The organism is Citrobacter freundii complex sp. CFNIH2 (assembly GCF_002880615.1).
Lineage (GTDB): Bacteria > Pseudomonadota > Gammaproteobacteria > Enterobacterales > Enterobacteriaceae > Citrobacter_A > Citrobacter_A amalonaticus_F.
The window spans coordinates 106009-124760 of record NZ_CP025757.1 but is presented as its reverse complement, the minus strand read 5'-3'; the positions used below and the strand labels follow the sequence as shown (position 1 = coordinate 124760).

15 protein-coding genes are annotated in these 18752 nt (G+C 56.8%); 7 read left to right on the top strand and 8 right to left on the bottom strand.

Annotation, left to right across the window (positions count from 1 at the left end):
• Window position 1 precedes the first annotated feature (1 nt).
• The 4 genes from WM46_RS00560 to csiE all read left to right on the top strand — a co-directional run bounded on the left by WM46_RS00560 (window position 2) and on the right by csiE (window position 4720).
• A complete protein-coding gene (locus WM46_RS00560) occupies window positions 2-955 on the top strand; it encodes an ABC transporter permease (protein ID WP_102601156.1) in 954 nt (317 codons plus the stop codon).
• Between the two features lie 16 nt (window positions 956-971).
• Window positions 972-2609 (top strand): FGGY-family carbohydrate kinase, encoded by a 1638-nt coding sequence (locus tag WM46_RS00555; protein ID WP_061074978.1) that lies wholly within the window; start codon window positions 972-974, stop codon window positions 2607-2609.
• The gene (locus tag WM46_RS00550) at window positions 2606-3205 is read left to right on the top strand and encodes an SIS domain-containing protein (RefSeq protein ID WP_061074979.1); all 600 of its coding nucleotides are present in this window, start codon (window positions 2606-2608) and stop codon (window positions 3203-3205) included. Before WM46_RS00555 ends, WM46_RS00550 begins: the two co-directional genes overlap by 4 nt.
• Before the next feature lie 234 nt (window positions 3206-3439).
• The gene (gene csiE, locus WM46_RS00545; protein ID WP_102601155.1) at window positions 3440-4720 is read left to right on the top strand and encodes a stationary phase inducible protein CsiE; all 1281 of its coding nucleotides are present in this window, start codon (window positions 3440-3442) and stop codon (window positions 4718-4720) included.
• Here csiE and WM46_RS00540 read toward each other — a convergent pair.
• From WM46_RS00540 to WM46_RS00525, 4 genes are all read right to left on the bottom strand, one after another.
• Window positions 4712-5851, bottom strand: a complete 1140-nt coding sequence (locus tag WM46_RS00540) for a 3-phenylpropionate MFS transporter (RefSeq protein ID WP_061074981.1) — start codon at window positions 5849-5851, stop codon at window positions 4712-4714. The genes csiE and WM46_RS00540 overlap by 9 nt on opposite strands.
• Window positions 5852-5939: 88 nt before the next feature.
• Window positions 5940-6782: an aldose 1-epimerase gene (locus WM46_RS00535; RefSeq protein ID WP_102601154.1), complete on the bottom strand. Its 843-nt coding sequence runs from the start codon at window positions 6780-6782 to the stop codon at window positions 5940-5942.
• A complete protein-coding gene (locus tag WM46_RS00530; protein ID WP_102601153.1) occupies window positions 6782-8221 on the bottom strand; it encodes a sugar porter family MFS transporter in 1440 nt (479 codons plus the stop codon). The genes WM46_RS00535 and WM46_RS00530 overlap by 1 nt, the downstream gene beginning before the upstream one ends.
• Before the next feature lie 71 nt (window positions 8222-8292).
• A complete protein-coding gene (locus WM46_RS00525; protein ID WP_102601152.1) occupies window positions 8293-11559 on the bottom strand; it encodes a DUF5107 domain-containing protein in 3267 nt (1088 codons plus the stop codon).
• A 113-nt stretch (window positions 11560-11672) separates the two neighbouring features.
• On the opposite strand from WM46_RS00525, the gene WM46_RS00520 reads away from it, so the two are divergent.
• Both WM46_RS00520 and WM46_RS00515 read left to right on the top strand, forming a co-directional pair.
• Window positions 11673-12866: an ROK family transcriptional regulator gene (locus WM46_RS00520; RefSeq protein ID WP_061074985.1), complete on the top strand. Its 1194-nt coding sequence runs from the start codon at window positions 11673-11675 to the stop codon at window positions 12864-12866.
• A 75-nt stretch (window positions 12867-12941) separates the two neighbouring features.
• Window positions 12942-13364 carry a DoxX family protein gene (locus tag WM46_RS00515; RefSeq protein ID WP_061074986.1) on the top strand — a complete coding sequence of 141 codons (423 nt, stop codon included), beginning with the start codon at window positions 12942-12944 and terminating at the stop codon, window positions 13362-13364.
• 50 nt (window positions 13365-13414) lie between these two features.
• On the opposite strand, the gene glyA is transcribed toward WM46_RS00515, so the two are convergent.
• Window positions 13415-14668: a serine hydroxymethyltransferase gene (gene glyA / locus WM46_RS00510; RefSeq protein ID WP_061074987.1), complete on the bottom strand. Its 1254-nt coding sequence runs from the start codon at window positions 14666-14668 to the stop codon at window positions 13415-13417.
• Between the two features lie 327 nt (window positions 14669-14995).
• On the opposite strand from glyA, the gene hmpA reads away from it, so the two are divergent.
• Window positions 14996-16186: an NO-inducible flavohemoprotein gene (gene hmpA, locus WM46_RS00500; RefSeq protein ID WP_102601150.1), complete on the top strand. Its 1191-nt coding sequence runs from the start codon at window positions 14996-14998 to the stop codon at window positions 16184-16186.
• 95 nt (window positions 16187-16281) lie between these two features.
• On the opposite strand, the gene glnB is transcribed toward hmpA, so the two are convergent.
• From glnB to qseG, 3 genes are read right to left on the bottom strand one after another with little or no spacing between them, the layout of a single operon-like run.
• On the bottom strand, window positions 16282-16620 hold the full coding sequence (gene glnB, locus WM46_RS00495; RefSeq protein WP_012906673.1) for a nitrogen regulatory protein P-II: 339 nt from the start codon (window positions 16618-16620) through the stop codon (window positions 16282-16284).
• A gap of 60 nt (window positions 16621-16680) precedes the next feature.
• Window positions 16681-18015, bottom strand: coding sequence for a two-component system response regulator GlrR (gene glrR, locus WM46_RS00490; protein ID WP_102601149.1), 1335 nt, complete (start codon window positions 18013-18015; stop codon window positions 16681-16683).
• Window positions 18015-18746 carry a two-component system QseEF-associated lipoprotein QseG gene (qseG, locus tag WM46_RS00485; RefSeq protein WP_102601148.1) on the bottom strand — a complete coding sequence of 244 codons (732 nt, stop codon included), beginning with the start codon at window positions 18744-18746 and terminating at the stop codon, window positions 18015-18017. The genes glrR and qseG overlap by 1 nt, the downstream gene beginning before the upstream one ends.
• Between the last annotated feature and the right edge of the window lie 6 nt (window positions 18747-18752).

Below are 18752 nucleotides of genomic sequence, written 5' to 3'. Positions count from 1 at the left end.
GATGAAAGCGTTCGCAAAAGTATTACCCGGTGATGCCATCATCCGCCTGCAGTGCGTGATTATTATCGTCGTCGCCGTCGTCTTCTCGGCGCTGTTGGGCACTCGCTTTTTCAGCGTCGTAAACTTCCAGTCCATCGGCTCACAGTTACCGATCCTCGGCATGCTGGCGCTGGGAATGGGCATGACCATGCTGACGGGCGGCATTAACCTGTCGATTATTGCCGGCGCCAACGCCTGTTCGCTGGTGATGGCCGCCGTCATCGTCAGCCATCCGGACAATCCGTTGTTCCTTGCGCTGGCGCTGCTGGCCGGTGCGGCGGTCGCCGTGGCGATAGGGACGCTGAACGGCGCGCTGATCGCCTGGGTTGGCGTGTCGCCGATCCTCGCCACGCTCGGCACCATGACGCTGATCTCCGGACTGAATATTTTGCTCTCTAACGGCACGGTGATTTCCGGCTTTCCGGCGGCAATTCAGTACCTCGGCAACGCCACCCTTGCGGGGATCCCCGTCGCCCTGCTGCTCTTCTTATTCGTCGCTGTACTGCTATGGGTGCTGCTGGAGCACACCACGCTTGGGCGCAGTCTCTATCTGATGGGTTCCAACGAGCAGGCGACCCGCTACAGCGGCGTGAACACCGTTCGGGTGCAGATTTCCGTCTACGTCATTTCCGCCCTGCTCGGCTGGGTGGCCGCAATCTTAATGATGGCGAAATTCAACTCGGCGAAGGCCGGATACGGTGAGTCTTATCTGTTGGTCACTATTCTCGCCTCGGTGCTGGGCGGCATCAATCCGGACGGCGGATTTGGCCGTATCATCGGCCTGGTGCTGGCGCTGATTGTGCTGCAAATGCTGGAAAGCGGCTTTAACTTGCTGGGGATCAGTAGCTATCTGACGATGGCGCTTTGGGGCGCGGTACTCATCCTCTTTATCGCATTACAGAATCGTAGAGCCTGATTTCAGGAGAAAAATTATGGCGAGTTACTTTATTGGTGTGGATGTAGGAACCGGCAGCGCTCGCGCAGGGGTATTTGATCTCAACGGCAGAATGGTCGGTCAGGCCACTCGCGCGATTGAGATTTACCGCCCGCAGGCCGATTTCGTCGAGCAGTCGTCCGATAACATCTGGCAGGCCGTCTGCAACGCGGTTCGTGATGCCATTAATCAGTCCGATATCAACCCCATCCAGGTGAAAGGGCTGGGATTTGACGCCACCTGTTCGCTGGTGGTGTTGGATAAAGAGGGCAAACCGCTGACCATCAGCCCTTCCGGGCGCAGCGAACAAAACATTATCGTGTGGATGGATCACCGCGCCATCACCCAGGCCGAGCGCATCAACGCGATGCATCATCGGGTACTGGACTACGTGGGCGGGATCATCTCCCCGGAAATGCAGACGCCGAAACTGCTGTGGCTGAAACAGCATATGCCTAACACCTGGGCAAACGCGGGCTACTATTTTGATTTACCTGACTTTCTGACCTGGCGCGCCACCGGCGACGACACGCGTTCACTTTGCTCCACGGTGTGCAAATGGACCTACATGGGCCATGAAGACAAGTGGGATGCCAGCTACTTCCGCGAGATCGGACTGGAAGATCTGCTGGAACACGATGCGGCAAAAATCGGTCGCTACGTGAAAACGATGGGCGAACCGCTCGGCCATGGGTTGACCCAGCGCGCCGCCAGTGAAATGGGGCTGATTCCGGGCACCGCCGTCAGCGTGTCGATCATCGACGCCCACGCGGGTACCCTCGGTACGCTTGGCGCCTGCGGCGTCTCTGGCGAAGTCGCTGACTTTGACCGTCGCGTGGCGCTGATTGGCGGCACCTCAACCGGTCACATGGCTATCTCTAAACAGCCGCGCTTTATCGGTGGCGTCTGGGGTCCCTACTATTCCGCCGTGTTGCCGGAATACTGGCTCAATGAAGGCGGACAGTCTGCGACCGGCGCGCTGATCGACCACATGATTCAGTCGCACCCTTGTTATGACACGCTGCTGGCACAGGCCAAAGCGCAGGGGCAAACCATTTATGAAGTGCTGAACGCGTTGCTGCGTAAAATGGCAGGCGAGCCGGAGAATATCGCCTTCCTGACCCGCGATATTCATATCCTGCCCTACTTCCACGGCAACCGTTCGCCGCGCGCCAACCCGACGCTGACCGGGGCGATCAGCGGTCTGAAGCTTTCCCGCACGCCGGAAGACATGGCGCTGCACTATCTGGCGACCATTCAGGCCATCGCGCTGGGGACGCGCCACATCATTGAAACCATGAACCAGAGTGGGTATAGCATCGACACCATCATGGCCAGCGGCGGCGGCACCAAGAACCCTATCTTTGTGCAGGAACATGCCAATGCCACCGGTTGCGCCATGTTGTTGCCGGAAGAGAGCGAAGCGATGCTGCTGGGCGGCGCAATGATGGGCACCATCGCCGCCGGCGTTTTTGAGACCTTCCCGGAAGCGATGTCGGCGATGAGTCGGATAGGTAAAACGGTCACCCCGCAGACCAATCGCATTAAGCAGTATTACGACCGTAAATATCAGGTGTTCCACGAGATGTATCAGGATCACATGAAGTACCGCCAGTTAATGCAGGGGGACGCATGAGTAGCCCATGGCAACAGGCCACCGATACCTGGACCCTCTACAGTGAGGCGCTGGCCGGTCTGGGCCAGCATCTGAACGAACCGGTCTGGAACGCATTAATGACGGAACTGCGCGAATGCCGCGGGAAAATCGTGGTCACCGGCGTCGGCACCTCCGGCATTGCGGCGCGAAAAATCGCCCACATGCTGTCCTGCGTTGAGCGCCCGGCGATCTACCTCAACGCCACCGATGCCGCGCACGGCGATCTCGGTTTTTTACGCGCGGACGACCGGGTCATTCTGCTCTCCCGTGGCGGTAACTCTGACGAGCTTACGCGCTTATTGCCGGGTCTGGCCACACGCAGCGTGCCGATTATCAGCGTCACGGAAAACCCGGACTCCGCCATTGCCCGCGCCGCCCGGCTGGTGATTTCCACCGGCGTCCAGCGCGAGGCAGATCCGCTGAACATGCTGGCGACCACCTCCATCATGCTGGTGATTGCGATCTTTGATGCTGCCTGCGCCTGCCTGATGAGCGAAAGCGGCTACTCCAGAGAAACGCTGCTGGCCGTGCATCCGGGTGGCGATGTCGGTTTAACCCTGCGACAGGAACGTTAATCCATTAATAACCTTTCAGCCTCGCCTCCCCCGGCGAGGCTTTTTACTGCGCAATGTGAAGATAAAAACGTGGAAAATCCTAATAAATCGCTGCGTTAAACTCTCTTACACGGTTGCACACGTGAAAAATTCTGTGACCTCTCCCTGCAATCCTGACGCAAAACATTTCATTCGTAATGGCTATGGAAAAACTTTAGCTATTCTTATCTAACATACCTACGGGAGATCCGACAGATGATGCCAACGCTTGCTCCGCCATCTGTACTTTCTGCTCCCCAGCGCCGTTGCCAAGTTTTGCTGACGCTTTTCCAGCCAGGGCAGATTGCCACTGCGGAAATGTTCAGTGCGCTAAATGGTGTCGATGATACTGTTGCCCGTGAGGATATAGTCGAAACGGGACTGGAGATCCAACGTTATCATCGACTCAGCATTAGCACTGGTCCGAATGGGTGCTACCGGATCGAAGGTACCGCGCTTAACCAACGCCTCTGCCTCTTACACTGGCTCAGACGCGGCCTGCGTCTGTGTCCGGCGTTCATTAACCAGCATTTTGCCCCCGCCCTCAAAATTGAGCTGAAACAGCGGGGGATCCTGCGCACGCTGTATGACGATACCAATCTGCATGCGCTGATTAACCTGTGCGCGCGTCGTCTGCAAAAGCCATTCGAATGCCGGGACATCCAGTTCCTGCACCTCTACCTGCAATATTGTCTGTTGCAGCATCACGCGGGGATCTCGCCGGAATTCAATCCTGTCCAGCAGCGCTGGGCGCAGTCCTGCGCCGAGTACCCACTGGCACAAGAGATTGGCCGCCACTGGCAGCGACGCGTCATGCAAAATGCGCCGCTTACGGAATCGCTGTTTATGGCGCTGCTGTTTTCAATGATCCGCATCCCGGACCCGATTCGCGATAACCATCAGCAGAACCGACGGTTGCGTCTGGCGATCGCCCGCCTGATCCTGCGCTTTCGCGAAATGGGGGCGGTACGCTTCAATGACGAACACGGGCTGAACGCGCAACTCTACATCCACCTCGCCCAGGCGCTGAACCGCAGTCTGTTTTCTATCGGTATCGATAACACGCTGCCGGAAGAGTTCGCCCGCCTCTATCCGCGTCTGATGCGTACCACTCGCGACGCGTTACGCGGGTTTGAAGAAGAGTATGACGTTGAGTTTTCCGAAGAAGAGACGGGACTGGTGGCGGTGATTTTTGGCGCGTGGCTGATGCAGGATAATGACCTGCATGAGAAACAGGTTGTCTTACTGACCGGGGATAATCCGCAACTGGAGCAGCAGATAGAACAACAGTTGCGTGAACTGACGCTACTGCCGCTGAACATCAAACCATTGCCGATGCGAACATTCCAGCAGGAAGGCTCACCGCGCGGCGTGGCGCTGATTGTCACCCCTTACGCCACGCTGCTGCCGCTCTTTTCACCCCCGTTGATTCATGCGGATCAGGCGCTGACGCCACATCAGCAGCAGCAGATCCGCAAGATGCTGGAATCAGGCTGAAGCGGCCACTTTTGGCCGCAGCACCATGGCCGGCAACGCCACCAGCGCCATCACCCAGAAGACGCCGTTACCCAGATTCTGGTACAGGAAGCCGGCAAACACGGTCATGATGGCAATGCTGCCGCCCATCGCCACGGCAGAATAGACCGCCTGCAGACGAATGACCTCGCTTCCCTGACGCGCCGCAATATAGCGCATCGCCGCCAGGTGGCAGACGGTAAAGGTGCCGCAGTGGAGGATCTGCACCACAATCAGCCACGGCAGCGCCGTCGTCCAGCCCATCAGTCCCCAGCGAATCACCCCGCAGATGGCGGAGAGCAGTAACAGATCGCGGGCGCTAAAGCGGCGAAACAACTTATTGCTCAGGGCAAAGATAATCACTTCCGCCACCACGCCGAGCGACCAGAGATAGCCAACTGCCGAAGCGGAATACCCCGCGCCCTGCCAGTAAATGGCGCTAAAGCCGTAGTAGGCGGCATGCGCCCCCTGCAACAGACAGACGCAGGCCAGAAAGCGCCAGCTCTGCGTGACCAGTGCGCGCCAGGCGAGCCAGCCTGCGCTCTCCTGGTGACGGTTTTCCCCTTCGGGCAGCACGCTGGGGCGAATCAGCATTCCCAGCAGCATTGAGGCGACGCCCAGCGTCAGCAGCGCCAGCACGGCCCGATAATCAAATACGCTGACCAGCTTTCCGGTCAACGCCGAACCGATCACAAACGCCACCGATCCCCACAGCCGTACCCGACCGTAGTCCATCGTGATCTGTTTTTGCCAGGTATTCGCCAGCGCGTCTGTGAGCGGCACCAGCGGTGAGAAGAAGAGGTTAAAGCCGACCATCACCACCATCAGCCAGGCGACGTGGGTTCCGGCCCAGAAGGCCAGCGCAAAGACCAGCGCCAGCAGCGCCAGAATGCGTAACGCGGAGATCAGCCGCGACGGGTCGCTGACCCGTGGGGCAATAATCAGACTCCCGAGAAAACGCGCCACCAGTCCAGCGCCCAATAGCAGGCCAATGGTCTCCGGCGTGAGGCCAAGCCCTTTAAGCCAGACGCTCCAGAAGGGAAGAAAAATCCCGTAGCTAAAAAAGTAGGTGAAGTAACCGAGCGCCAGCCAGCGCGTGGAGTGCAAAGACATGATCCCCTCCCGTGTGGAGGCGATAGTCTGGCGATAAACGCAGGCTGGCGCAAGTGAACATTAACAGCAACATAACAACGATTTGCCACTAATCAACGCGAATCTCCATCGCGAAATGGCACCGATCGCCAGGGCCTAACATCCGTAATCCCGGCTGCCCCGGCATGTGGTGGGCATTTACCGGATGCGTCTGCGGTTCCAGACAAAGGAATGACTGACCTGGCATTCTGAAAAGCATCAGCCAGGGAGTTTGCGCAGAAATCGTGACCCTCATCACATCACGATGAATAACCGCCTGCCCGCTCCAGCCAGAATACCCCACGTTCAACCAGCGATCCGCGCCATACTGCGCCCTGGTGAAATCGGCCTCCGTCGGCAGTTCACTCTGCCAGGGCAGCGGCAAATGGTGCTCGCCTTCCGGCCAGTAACCGCTGGCCGAAAACTGCAGCGTACTTTGCGCATCGAAAGCAAAAAACGGGTGGAAACCGCAGCCGTACAGCATGGGACGCTTGCCCAGATGAGCGATCGTCAGCGACGCCCTGAATACCGACGCCTCCAGCACATACTGCAGTTCGGCCTGATAATCATAGCCACATGCCAGTTGACTGCGCAGACGCAGCGAACAGCTATCATCGGTCGCCGCCATCACTTCCCAGCGCTTAAGCCAGCCGTCACCGTGCAGGAAAAACCGGTCGTCAGCCTCATACAGCGGCAATTGCACCTCGGTTCCGCACTGGCTGAAGCGGTTACCGGCCACGCGATTGGCAACCGGTAGCATCGGAAACAGCCCGCCATCACCGGCAGTTTTCCCCTCGCCTGCGCGTAAAATCGGCTGTTGATGTGGTAACGAAAACAACGACAGCAGCGTACCGCCCTGCGGATCCACGCGCATCCGCAGATGCGCGTTATGCAGCGTCAGCGGCGTCGTCATCAGCGTGCGCTTCTCTGTTGTGCTGACGGGCTGGCCTTCAGGTGTCTCGCCGCCAGTCGTTCCTCAAGGGCCTCCAGGGTGACGCCTTTGGTTTCCGGTACATTACGCAACACATACACGTAGCCCAGCGCACAAATCACGCCATAGAGCAGGAAACTCCCGGCGGCGCCCAGCCCGGCATTGAGCAGCGGGAAGGTATAGGTCAGCAGGAAGCAGGCAATCCACAGCGCCAACGTGCCCAGCGACATCGCCAGCCCGCGTACGCGGTTAGGGAAGATTTCGGACAGCAGCACCCAGGTGACAGGCGCCAGCGTCAGAGCATAAATGGCAATCGCCGCCAGCACCAGAACCAGCACCGGCCAGCCCATAATCCCCATCCCATAAGCGCCAGCAATCAGCACATAAATCACGGTCAGCCCGGATGCGCCAAACAGCATCAGTTTGCGGCGGCCAATTTTATCCACCAGCGGCAGCGCGGCAAGGGTAAAGACCAGATTGATAATGCCGGTGGCGACGATGGATTTCAGCGTACCGTTAATGTCGAAACCGGCAGAGGCAAAAATCTCCTGCGCGTAATTAAAGATCACGTTGATCCCGCACCACTGCTGGAAGACCGCCAGCACCATACCAATGATCACAATCGGTTTGATCTGCGGTTGCAGCAGCGTTGACCATGCGACTTTGTGATTATCTTTGAGCAGCGTATGTTCGATCTCTTTCAGCGTCTGCCCGGCGTACTCCGCAGAACCAATGCGTTGCAGCATGGCGCGTGCACGCTCCGGTTTGCCCGCCTTCACCAGCCAGCGCGGGGATTCCGGAACGAAAAACATCAGCACCAGAAACACCAGCGCGGGAACCAGCTCTGCGCCGAACATCCAGCGCCAGCCCATCTGCCCGTTCCAGCTTTCAACAATCGCCTGCTGCGTGGCCCCTGTGGCAACGGGTTCAGCGATCATCAGGTTGATCAACTGTGCCGCCAGGACGCCAATCACGATGGTCAACTGGTTCACCGCCACAAAACGTCCGCGTTTTTCCGCCGGACTGACTTCAGCGATGTACAGCGGACTGAGTGCTGACGCAAGGCCAATCCCGACGCCGCCAACGATGCGGTAAATCACGAACATGTCGAAGTGGCTGGCAACGGCGGTTCCCCATGCGGAAGCACTGAACAGGATAGCAGAGAGGATCAGCGGCATTTTTCGGCCAAATTTATCCGCACACCAGCCAGAAATCAGCGCGCCAAAAATACAGCCCACCAGCGCTGAGCTCATCGCCCAGCCCGACTGCGCCGGATCGGTTATCGAGAAATACGCTTCATAAAAAGGCTTTGCCCCGCCAATCACCACCCAGTCGTAGCCAAACAGCAAACCACCACAGGCCGCGACCAGACAGATGGTCCAGACGTAGCCGATTTTCAAATGTGTCTGCGCGTTATTCATTATGATTCCTCTTTCAGGGAAACGCAGGGAACAGTAGGTTTCCGGTGACGTCACCGCCACCGGTTCAGGGTTTAGTGCAATAACTCCAGTCTGATGACATGGCGCAAGAACAGAGCTTTGTCATGCGCCGGGTTCTGTTGCAGAAGTGCGTCAATCGCCTGCTGACAGGCAGGTAAATCTCCCAGCCCCAGATGCCCCAACGCGGTAATAAACAGGCAGTGCTGCTGGTGCTTTGCCTCCGCCGGCGTATCAAGCACCACCAGATCCGGTAATGAAACGGCGAAGAAATCCACCTCCGGCACGTGGTCTCGTTGTGACGCCACCCACTGCAGGAAGCTGTGGAAAAGTTGCTCGGCGTCGTCACGTTCACCCAACTGTTTCAGCGCCATGCCCTGCCAGAAGAGATAGTCCACAGGCTGATCGTTGTAGTAGCGTCCGGCATCCAGCGTGCTTCCGCCACGGGTGGCGCGGGCAAAGTAACGCTGCGCTTCGTCATGATATCCCTGACGTTGAGCGCAATAGCCCAACAGATACCAGATATCGTTATCGGTTTGTCCGGGTAAGCGCCCTTCCCCCAGGTTATGCGGATAGATCAGCGCCTGTTGTAGCAGACTGACCGCGTCAGGGAATTCCTCTCTGCCGATCGCCGCCAGCGCCCTATGCATCTGGTTCAGCAGATACTGCCCGGTCGCTTTCCCTTCTCCCCCTTCCCAGGGATGGAATACGCGCTCGCCAAGCACCTTCGCTGCATCATCGTAGTGGCCCAGTCCGTTCCACAGACTGAGCAACTCCACGGTTAAATCGTCACGCTGGAACACCACCGCCTTGCGCGATTCAAGCTGTTGCAGACGTTGCTCAACCGGCGTCGCCAACAGCTTATTGAGGTAATCCAGTTCAAACAGGAAGCGGGCGTTATCAGGCTCCAGCGCTACGGCCTGCGACAAATACTGCTGTGCCCTGGCGGCATCGTGCTGTTTGTTCCACGCGTAAATCCCCAGCAGACGATGCACGGGCGCAAATTCAGGCTCCTGTTGCAGGGTAAATTGCCAGCAGGAAAGCGCCTCTTCGTAGCGGCGTTTGCTGTACCAGAAGCAGCCCAACAGATAGCGGGCGTAAGCACTGTGCTCCAGCGTTTGCAGCATCTGTACTTCGTCGAGGGTGTTCGGGAAACGCACCCGGTTATGCAGACAAGCACGCGCCTGGGCGATGAACGGCTGCGGATTGTCGCTCAGCGACGCCCGCCACAGCAACGGCAGCGTTTCCTGACTGTCCAGCAGTTCCAGTAGTTCGCGTGCCGCGGCTTTCTGACCGAAAGAGAGCAACCATCCCGCCAGTTCGCAGGCGTTAGTACCGCGGCGACCGGTAATGGCGATAAGCGCCATTTTCGACGGTTCATCCCGGCGTATAGCCCAGCGGGCATAGTGCAGCGCGTAGCTGAGCGGGTAATCATTAAGCTGCTGCTCAATGTATTTCAACGCCTCTGACGTGCGTCCCCGTTCTGCCAGTACCAGCGCTTTCAGTCCCATCGCCAGGTTGTTGCTGCCGTTAAAGCGCAAACTCTGCGTCACTTTTTCCAGTGCATCCGCATGATCGCCACGCGCCATCGCAAGCCGGGCCAGTGCCCAGAAGGCCGCATCACGACAGTTCCCACTCCAGCTCGCCTTGTAGTAGTGATCCCAGGCCTGCAGGCAATCGCCCTGGCGCTCCCGCGCAGCGGCCAACAGCATACTGGCTTCGCCATCGCGTGGGTTTTTGTTCAGGCGATGCGCCCGCTCTAATGCCGCTTTCGCACAGCGTTCAGCTTGCGCCCAGTCAGCCTGGTTCAGCGCCAGCGTCCCCAGTGCGACGTTGTTGCGGTAATCCAGCGGATCAATATCCAGCGCCTGGCGATAGTAATCCCCGGCGTAACGACTGGCGTGGTTATACTGCTCCAGATGCTGACCGATAAAGTAGAGTTCATCGGTGTTGGATAACGCCTCTGGCTGTGCCGGGGCCGTTGCCGCCGAGGGCAGCGGCAAATCGTCAGCAATGTGTTCTTCATATTGCAGCAACGTCTGACCGTCGTGACGGGTGACCGTCATGGTGATCCGCGCATAGCCCGAATCGGCAAGCGTCGTCAGCCAGCTTTTCCCCGGCGCCAGCGTCAGCGTGGTTTCAAAGAAAGGCGCGCCGTCTGCGCTGAGCGTCACCCGTACATCATGCAATGGCGCAACCGCATAAACGCCAACGGACAGCTGGTTTTCATCACGCACCAGCCGCAGCGCCAGGTCGGTACTGGCGTTTTGCACCATCCCTAATTCGCTGTATGGCAGGAAGTTCTGAACAAATACCTTCTCTTCATAAGGTGCAAGCCAGGTGAAATCCGGCTGATTGTCGGTAAACACCCCGGTCATTAATTCGATGTACGGGCCATTCTCATCGGTCAGGTTACGATCCCAGGCCACGCCAAAATCCCCGTATCCCCAGCTCCACTGCTTTTTCCCCGGCGAGATGTGATGATCGGCAACGTGCAACAACCCGCCACGCTCACCGTGATGCCAGGCGCCGACAAAGTCGTAGTCCGATTTTTCCGCCATGTACGAGGTCGGCACCGGCACATTCTTATAGCGGGAGATATCCACCCCCGCCGAGTAGTCGACTTTGTAATAGGTGCCCGTGGCGATCGGAAAAGCGGAGACATCGCGCTTGCCGTGATCGAACACCGCCGTAACATCAGGCGGGAACACGCTTTGATGATCGTCGCCGCCCTTCACCGCCGGGTTCGCCCACCATAAAAAATGGCGCGGCGTGGCGTTGCCGTTGAAGACTTTACCGGTGATTTCTATCAGCGCGCGATCCGGGTAGAGGGTGAATCCGGTCATCACCTGCAGACCGCGCATTGGCTCCACTTCGCCCATCCAGACGGTTTGTTCGCCGTGCTCCCCTGCCCGCTGCGTAAAATCTACCGGCATAAAAGTGGTGGGGCGGTGGTGTTGCGGCCAGTTAAATTCGATCCCGCCGGAGATCCACGGCCCCAACAGGCCAACCAGCGCAGGTTTCACCACTTCGTTGTAATAGACAAAATCGCGCTGCTGCACTTTGTCATACGCACGGTGGATTCGCCCTCCCAGTTCCGGCAGCAGCATGACGCGGATAAAATCGTTTTCCATCCACACGGCCTGGTAATCGCGCATCTCGCGCTTGCCGGTCAGGGTGTCGATCACGCCGTAAGGGTAAACCGCACCTGAAGACCCCTGATAAACTCGTTTTTCCAGAAACATCGGGTTCGGATCTTCCTCACCCACCGTCCAGGTCGGTAGTGAGAGGGTTTCCTGCCAGACCTTAACTGAACCGTACATGCTGCCTCCACTCAATAAACAAAAGTAAAATGTCATCTTGTGGCTATTGTGTGGCAGTTAACTGGCGGTAAAATGCGCAATGCTCACGCAATATAGTTAAGGGAGTTAAGTGTATGCAGCGTTCGGGATTCAATAACGCCCGGGTCAGACAGGCGAATAAACAGATCTTCCTGTCGCATTTGTGGCGCGAAAAGCAGCTCAGTAAATCGCAGCTGGCGCAGCTCACCGGCCTGTCGATTCCGGCGGTGAGTAATATTCTTGAAGAACTGCTGGACGAAGGGCGGCTTTGCCACTCCCGTGAAACGCTGAGCCAGCGCGGGCTTAGCAGCGGGAGTTTTCATCTGCCGGTACAGGGCGCGTGGACGCTGTGTATCAACGTCACCCCCACCAGTCTGACCAGCCAACTGGCCGATGCGCGTCTGGTGGCGGTTGGCGACTGGCAGCATGAGGTGATTAACGCCGCGACGCCTGACGCGCTGCTTGCCGCGATAGCCAACCACTGGCGGCGCTGGCGTCAGCGCTATCCCGACACGACGATCAACCTCGCGCTGGGCGTCCACGGTCAGGTGGATCCGATCACCGGGGCGTCGAAAACGATGCCGCAGGCGCCGTGGAAAACGCCAGTGGAAATCAAGTATCTGCTGGAGGAGCGGCTCGGCATCCAGGTCCGCCTCGACAACGACTGCGTGATGCTGGCGCTGGCGGAAAAGTGGCAAAATCCGGCCGCCAACGAGGACTTCTGCGTGATTAACGTCGATTACGGCATTGGCTCATCGTTCGTCATTCACGACAGTATCTGGCGCGGTAGCCTGTACGGCAGCGGTCAGATTGGGCATACCATTGTTAACCCCGACGGGATCGCCTGCGACTGCGGTCGTTACGGCTGTCTGGAAACCGTCGCCTCCCTGAGCGCGCTGAAAAAGCAGGCCAGAGTCTGGATGAAGGCGCAGCCGGTGCCAGGGAGAGATCCGGAAACGCTGACCACGGATTTGCTGATCGACGCCTGGCGCAAGGGTGATGTTCGCATTCAGGCGTGGGTGGAACATGCCGCCAGCGCGATTGGCTTAAGCCTGTATAACTTTCTTAATATCCTGAATATTAACCAGATCTGGCTGTACGGACGCAGTTGCGCCTTCGGTGAATCCTGGCTCAATACGCTACGGCAACAGACGGGATTTAACCCTTTCGATCACGGCGATAATCCGCGAGCGAAAGCGACGCAGATTAGCTTTGGCACGTTGACCCGTGCCCAGCAGCTGATGGGAATTGGCTATCTGTACGTGGAGTCGCAACTGAACGAAATATAAGCTTATGGCGTGAATGGCGAGGCTCGGGGTTGTGTATTAATTTTAAAGTACGTTACTCATGCTAATGAGCCTGCTATGAACACGTTACGTTATTTTGATTTTGGAGAATCACGCCATCTGTTTTTATTGATTGCCCGTATTGCGCTGGCAATTCTGTTTATTATTTTTGGCTTTCCTAAACTGACAGGGTTCGACGGTACCGTACAATATATGACGTCTCTCGGCACACCAGCGCCAATGCTTGCCGCGATCATTGCCGTTGTCATGGAGGTTCCGGCAGCGATACTGATTGTGCTGGGCTTTTTCACTCGCCCGCTGGCAATCCTCTTCGTTTTCTATACGTTGGGTACCGCCGTGATCGGTCATCACTTCTGGAATATGACCGGTGATGCGGTGGGGCCGAATATGATTAACTTTTATAAGAATGTCAGTATTGCAGGCGGATTCCTGCTGCTGGCGCTGACGGGGCCGGGCGCGATCTCTATTGACCGGCGCTAAAAAGGAAAAAAGGCCGCATCAGGCGGCCTTTTGTTTGCAGCAAAACGGAATTATGCGTAAACCGGGAAGCGTGCGCAGATATCCAGAACTTTCCCTTTGATGCGCTCAATCACCGCTTCATCATTGATGTTGTCCAGCACGTCACACATCCAGCCCGCCAGTTCTTTGGCTTCAGCTTCTTTAAAGCCGCGACGCGTTATGGCCGGAGAACCAATACGGATACCGGAAGTGACGAACGGGCTCTTCGGATCGTTCGGCACGCTGTTTTTGTTCACGGTGATATTGGCACGACCCAGCGCGGCGTCAGCTTCTTTACCGGTCAGGTTTTTGTCCACCAGATCCAGCAGGAACAGGTGGTTTTCAGTACCGCCAGACACCACTTTGTAGCCACGGTTCAGGAACACTTCCACCATCGCTTTGGCGTTTTTCGCAACCTGCTGCTGGTAGACTTTGAACTCTGGCTCCATCGCTTCTTTCAGTGCGACCGCTTTACCGGCAATCACGTGCATCAGCGGGCCGCCCTGGGCGCTTGGGAACACCGCGGAGTTCAGTTTTTTGTACAGCTCTTCGTCACCGCCTTTCGCCAGGATCAGGCCGCCGCGCGGACCGGCCAGCGTTTTGTGGGTGGTGGTGGTCACAACGTGCGCATGCGGAACCGGGTTCGGGTAAACGCCTGCGGCAATCAGACCCGCAACGTGGGCCATATCAACGAACAGGTACGCACCGATGCTGTCAGCGATTTCACGCATTTTTGCCCAGTCAACCACGCCGGAGTAGGCAGAGAAGCCGCCGATGATCATCTTCGGCTTGTGCTCTTTGGCCAGCTTCGCCATCTCTTCGTAGTCAATTTTACCGGACTCATCAATACCGTAAGGTACGATGTTGTACAGTTTGCCAGAGAAGTTAACCGGGGAGCCGTGAGTCAGGTGGCCGCCTTGCGCCAGGTTCATACCCAGAACGGTATCACCCGGTTGCAGCAGCGCGGTGTAGACCGCAAAGTTAGCCTGAGAGCCGGAGTGCGGCTGTACGTTAGCGTAGTCTGCGCCAAACAGTTCTTTCGCACGATCAATCGCCAGTTGCTCAACGATATCCACGTATTCGCAACCGCCGTAGTAGCGCTTGCCCGGATATCCTTCAGCGTATTTGTTGGTCAGCTGAGAGCCCTGCGCCTGCATGACGCGCGGACTGGTGTAGTTTTCGGAGGCGATCAGTTCGATGTGCTCTTCCTGACGTACTTTTTCCTGCTCCATAGCCTGCCACAGTTCGGCATCATAATCGGCAATGTTCATTTCACGCTTTAACATCCGCATCTCCTGACTCAGCTAACGATAGAATTTTTGGCCTTAAAAGGCGGTCCTGTTGGACAACGGGCAACAGTATAACTGAATCATTCTGCGATAACAGGTCTTGACAAAGGAATTTACGCAAACGATTACCTTCACACGACACAAGGCTTTGCGGAATGAAGACCTTACGAATTTCAACGGATTTCTTTTCAGGTTTGTGATGCAGATTTTTCACGTTGTAACGTTTAATACGTAAAGCGTCAAAGAACCATTTACAATGCAGGGGTATTTTTTATAAGATGTATTTGACATACATCATTAAAGATTCACATAAAGGAAGACCGTATGCTTGACGCCCAAACCATCGCCACTGTAAAAGCCACCATTCCCCTGCTGGTAGAAACAGGTCCCAAACTGACCGCCCATTTTTACGATCGCATGTTTGCTCATAACCCTGAACTCAAAGAAATTTTCAACATGAGTAACCAGCGTAATGGCGATCAACGTGAAGCTCTGTTTAATGCCATTGCCGCTTATGCCAGCAATATTGAGAATCTGCCCGCCCTGCTGCCTGCGGTTGAGAAAATCGCCCAGAAGCACACCAGCTTCCAGATCAAACCTGAACAGTACAACATTGTCGGTACACACCTGCTGGCAACCCTCGACGAAATGTTCAGTCCGGGTCAGGAAGTGCTGGATGCGTGGGGCAAAGCCTACGGCGTGTTGGCGAATGTCTTTATCAACCGTGAAGCGCAAATCTACAGTGAAAACGCCAGTAAAACCGGTGGCTGGGAAGGCACGCGTCCGTTCCGTATCGTGGCGAAAACCCCGCGCAGCGCACTGATTACCAGCTTTGAATTTGAACCGGTAGATGGTGGCGCCGTGGCCGAATACCAGCCTGGCCAGTATCTTGGTGTCTGGCTGAAGCCGGAAGGCTTCCCGCATCAGGAGATTCGTCAGTATTCTCTGACCCATAAAGCGGATGGCAAAGGCTACCGTATTGCCGTTAAACGTGAAGAAGGCGGTCAGGTATCAAACTGGCTGCATAACCATGCAAACATCGGCGATGTCGTTCATCTGGCCGCGCCGGCTGGCGATTTCTTTATGGCGGTTGCCCGCGATACGCCGGTGTCTCTGATTTCTGCCGGCGTCGGTCAAACGCCCATGCTGGCAATGCTGGATACGCTGGCAAAAGCGAACCACACCGCGCAGGTCAACTGGTTCCACGCCGCGGAAAACGGCGACGTCCATGCGTTTGCCGATGAAGTGAGTGAACTGGGTAAAACGCTGCCACGCTTTAGCGCCCATACCTGGTATCGTGAGCCAACCGAAGCCGATCGCGCGAAAGGCGCGTTTGACAGCGTTGGGCTGATGGATTTGAACAAACTGGAAGGCGCAATCAGCGATCCGGCGATGCAGTTTTACCTGTGCGGCCCGGTTGGCTTTATGCAGTTTGCCGCGAAGCAGTTGGTTGAACTGGGCGTGAAAAACGAAAACATCCATTACGAATGCTTCGGCCCGCACAAGGTCTTGTAATTACGTCATGCCTGCGGCGCTGCGCTTATCAGACCTACGGAATGCTGTAGGCCTGATAAGGCGTTTACGCCGTTATCCGGCAAGCACGGCGCGGCTTAAATTGCCGCGTCGTCTTCTTCTCCGGTACGGATACGCACCACGCGCGCCACATCAAAGACGAAAATTTTACCGTCGCCGATTTTGCCCGTCTGCGCCGTGCGAATAATGGTATCCACGCAGGTTTCAACGATATCGTCCGGTACGACGATTTCAATTTTCACCTTCGGCAGAAAATCCACCATGTATTCCGCGCCACGGTACAGCTCAGTATGCCCTTTCTGACGCCCAAAGCCTTTCACTTCAGTGACGGTCATCCCGGTAATACCGACTTCAGCCAGCGCTTCACGCACATCATCGAGCTTGAAGGGTTTAATAATCGCATCAATCTTTTTCATGCTAGTCCTTGAAAAGGTCGCCTGTCTTTTAATCGGGTAAACGTAACATATTACGCTGAGTTATTCTTTGAAATCGTTTGCATCCAGCTCATGGCGTGACAGGAGTTTGTAGAACTCCGTCCGGTTACGGCCCGCCATTCTTGCCGCATGCGTCACATTGCCTTTGGTGATTTGCAGCAACTTGCGCAGATAGTTCAGTTCAAACTGGTTACGCGCTTCAACAAACGTCGGCAGCGCGGTGTTTTCCCCTTCCAGCGCCTGTTCCACCAGCGCATCGCTGATCACCGGCGAAGAGGTCAGCGCCACACACTGTTCGATCACGTTCACCAGTTGACGCACGTTGCCCGGCCAGCTGGCGGTCATCAGCCGCTTCATTGCATCCGTCGAAAACGCCCGCACAAACGGCTTATGCCGCTCCGCCGACTGGCGCAGCAGATGATTCGCCAGCAGCGGAATATCTTCTGTCCGCTCCGCCAACGCCGGGATCTTCAGACTCACCACGTTGAGGCGGTAGTATAAATCTTCACGAAACTCGCCGCGCGCCATCGCTTTCGGCAAGTCACGGTGGGTTGCCGAGATGATACGCACATCAATATCGATGTCGCGATTGCTGCCAAGCGGTCTGACTTTGCGCTCCTGCAAGACGCGCAGCAGTTTGACCTGTAGCGGCGCGGGCATGTCGCCAATCTCGTCCAGGAACAGCGTCCCGCCTTCCGCCGCCTGAAACAGTCCCTCACGATTGCTCACCGCGCCGGTAAACGCGCCGCGCGAGTGGCCGAATAACTCCGACTCCAGCAATTGTTCCGGCAGCGCCCCACAGTTGATGGCAATAAACGGTTTGTTGCTGCGCGGGCTGGCATTGTGAATAGCCTGGGCGAAGATCTCTTTCCCGGTGCCGCTCTGACCATTGATCAACACGCTGACGTCGGACTGCGCCACCATCCGCGCCTGCTCCAACAGACGCAGCATCAGCGGGCTACGGGTCACAATCGATTCACGCCAGCTATCATCCGTGGCGGGCGCCGACTGCTCAAGCGCCTCGTCGATCGCCTGATACAGCGCATCTTTATCCACGGGTTTAGTCAGGAAGCTGAACACGCCTTTTTGCGTTGCCGCGACCGCATCCGGAATCGAACCGTGGGCGGTCAGAATGATGACCGGCATTCCCGGCTGCACCTTCTGGATCTCACTGAACAACTGCATGCCGTCCATCTCATCCATCCGCAGATCGCTTATCACCAGATCCACTTTTTCACGGTTCAGAACGCGCAGCCCTTCAGCCCCGCTCTCTGCGGTCACCACGCTATAGCCTTCACTGGTCAGACGCATGCCCAGCAGTTTTAACAAGCCTGGATCATCATCCACGAGCAGTAAATGCGCCGGTTTACGACTCATTATGGGGTCACCTCATCTTGTGATGGTTCCGGCGCTTGTCCCTCAGACTTATCGCCGCCGTGCGTCGCATCCGGATTGTAATTTCCCGCCGGTTTACGGGTGGAAAGCTGACGCTCGATATCGGTCAGGTTCTCCAGCTTGCGCGTGGTGAGATCGAGCTGCGCCTGAAGGTGCTGATGCTGCTGACGCAGCGTATCCAGATCGCCATCGGTCGTTTGCTGCAGTTTGCTGTAACGCTGGCGTTCTTCGGCGAGCTGGAGCTGTAACGACTGACCGTCACGCCAGATCTGATAAAGCGGACGCACCTGCGCCGGGATCTGCGGGCTGAACGCATCCAGCCGCGAGACATTTTCGCGACGCTCCAGCGGCGTAATTTTGGCATTCGCCAGCAAAATGCCGCGCTTAAACGCGTTTTGCCAGCTGTCGTCACTCAGCGAGCGAGCCTCACTGCGCGACTGCACGGGCAGCAGGCGATCTGCGCAGTCAATGGCGCGCAGCCAGTAAAGAGGGTTGGTATCTGTCGATTGCCCCTGCAATGCCCAGATATCAGTGCATTCAACCGACAGGTAATCCGCCAGTTGATATGTCGGGAGGGCATCCTGCGGCGCATCCCCGGTGATGTGCTTCACCGCATGCGGCGTACACCCCACCAGCGCAAGGCAAGGCATTCCCGCCAGGATGAACTGACGGGAGAATAGACGTTGGAAAATGTGAGAAAAAACGTGTGGCATATTCAC

What these genes read in the sequence shown, in the direction of transcription:
- WM46_RS00550 (WP_061074979.1), top strand. Translation starts at nt 2,606, where the DNA reads ATGAGTAGCCCATGGCAACAGGCCACCGATACCTGGACCCTCTACAGT.
- glrR (WP_102601149.1), bottom strand. Translation starts at nt 18,015, where the DNA reads ATGAGTCGTAAACCGGCGCATTTACTGCTCGTGGATGATGATCCAGGC.
- csiE (WP_102601155.1), top strand. Translation starts at nt 3,440, where the DNA reads ATGATGCCAACGCTTGCTCCGCCATCTGTACTTTCTGCTCCCCAGCGC.
- WM46_RS00530 (WP_102601153.1), bottom strand. Translation starts at nt 8,221, where the DNA reads ATGAATAACGCGCAGACACATTTGAAAATCGGCTACGTCTGGACCATC.
- hmpA (WP_102601150.1), top strand. Translation starts at nt 14,996, where the DNA reads ATGCTTGACGCCCAAACCATCGCCACTGTAAAAGCCACCATTCCCCTG.
- WM46_RS00525 (WP_102601152.1), bottom strand. Translation starts at nt 11,559, where the DNA reads ATGTACGGTTCAGTTAAGGTCTGGCAGGAAACCCTCTCACTACCGACC.
- qseG (WP_102601148.1), bottom strand. Translation starts at nt 18,746, where the DNA reads ATGCCACACGTTTTTTCTCACATTTTCCAACGTCTATTCTCCCGTCAG.
- glyA (WP_061074987.1), bottom strand. Translation starts at nt 14,668, where the DNA reads ATGTTAAAGCGTGAAATGAACATTGCCGATTATGATGCCGAACTGTGG.
- WM46_RS00535 (WP_102601154.1), bottom strand. Translation starts at nt 6,782, where the DNA reads ATGACGACGCCGCTGACGCTGCATAACGCGCATCTGCGGATGCGCGTG.
- WM46_RS00515 (WP_061074986.1), top strand. Translation starts at nt 12,942, where the DNA reads ATGAACACGTTACGTTATTTTGATTTTGGAGAATCACGCCATCTGTTT.
- WM46_RS00555 (WP_061074978.1), top strand. Translation starts at nt 972, where the DNA reads ATGGCGAGTTACTTTATTGGTGTGGATGTAGGAACCGGCAGCGCTCGC.
- WM46_RS00560 (WP_102601156.1), top strand. Translation starts at nt 2, where the DNA reads ATGAAAGCGTTCGCAAAAGTATTACCCGGTGATGCCATCATCCGCCTG.
- WM46_RS00540 (WP_061074981.1), bottom strand. Translation starts at nt 5,851, where the DNA reads ATGTCTTTGCACTCCACGCGCTGGCTGGCGCTCGGTTACTTCACCTAC.
- glnB (WP_012906673.1), bottom strand. Translation starts at nt 16,620, where the DNA reads ATGAAAAAGATTGATGCGATTATTAAACCCTTCAAGCTCGATGATGTG.
- WM46_RS00520 (WP_061074985.1), top strand. Translation starts at nt 11,673, where the DNA reads ATGCAGCGTTCGGGATTCAATAACGCCCGGGTCAGACAGGCGAATAAA.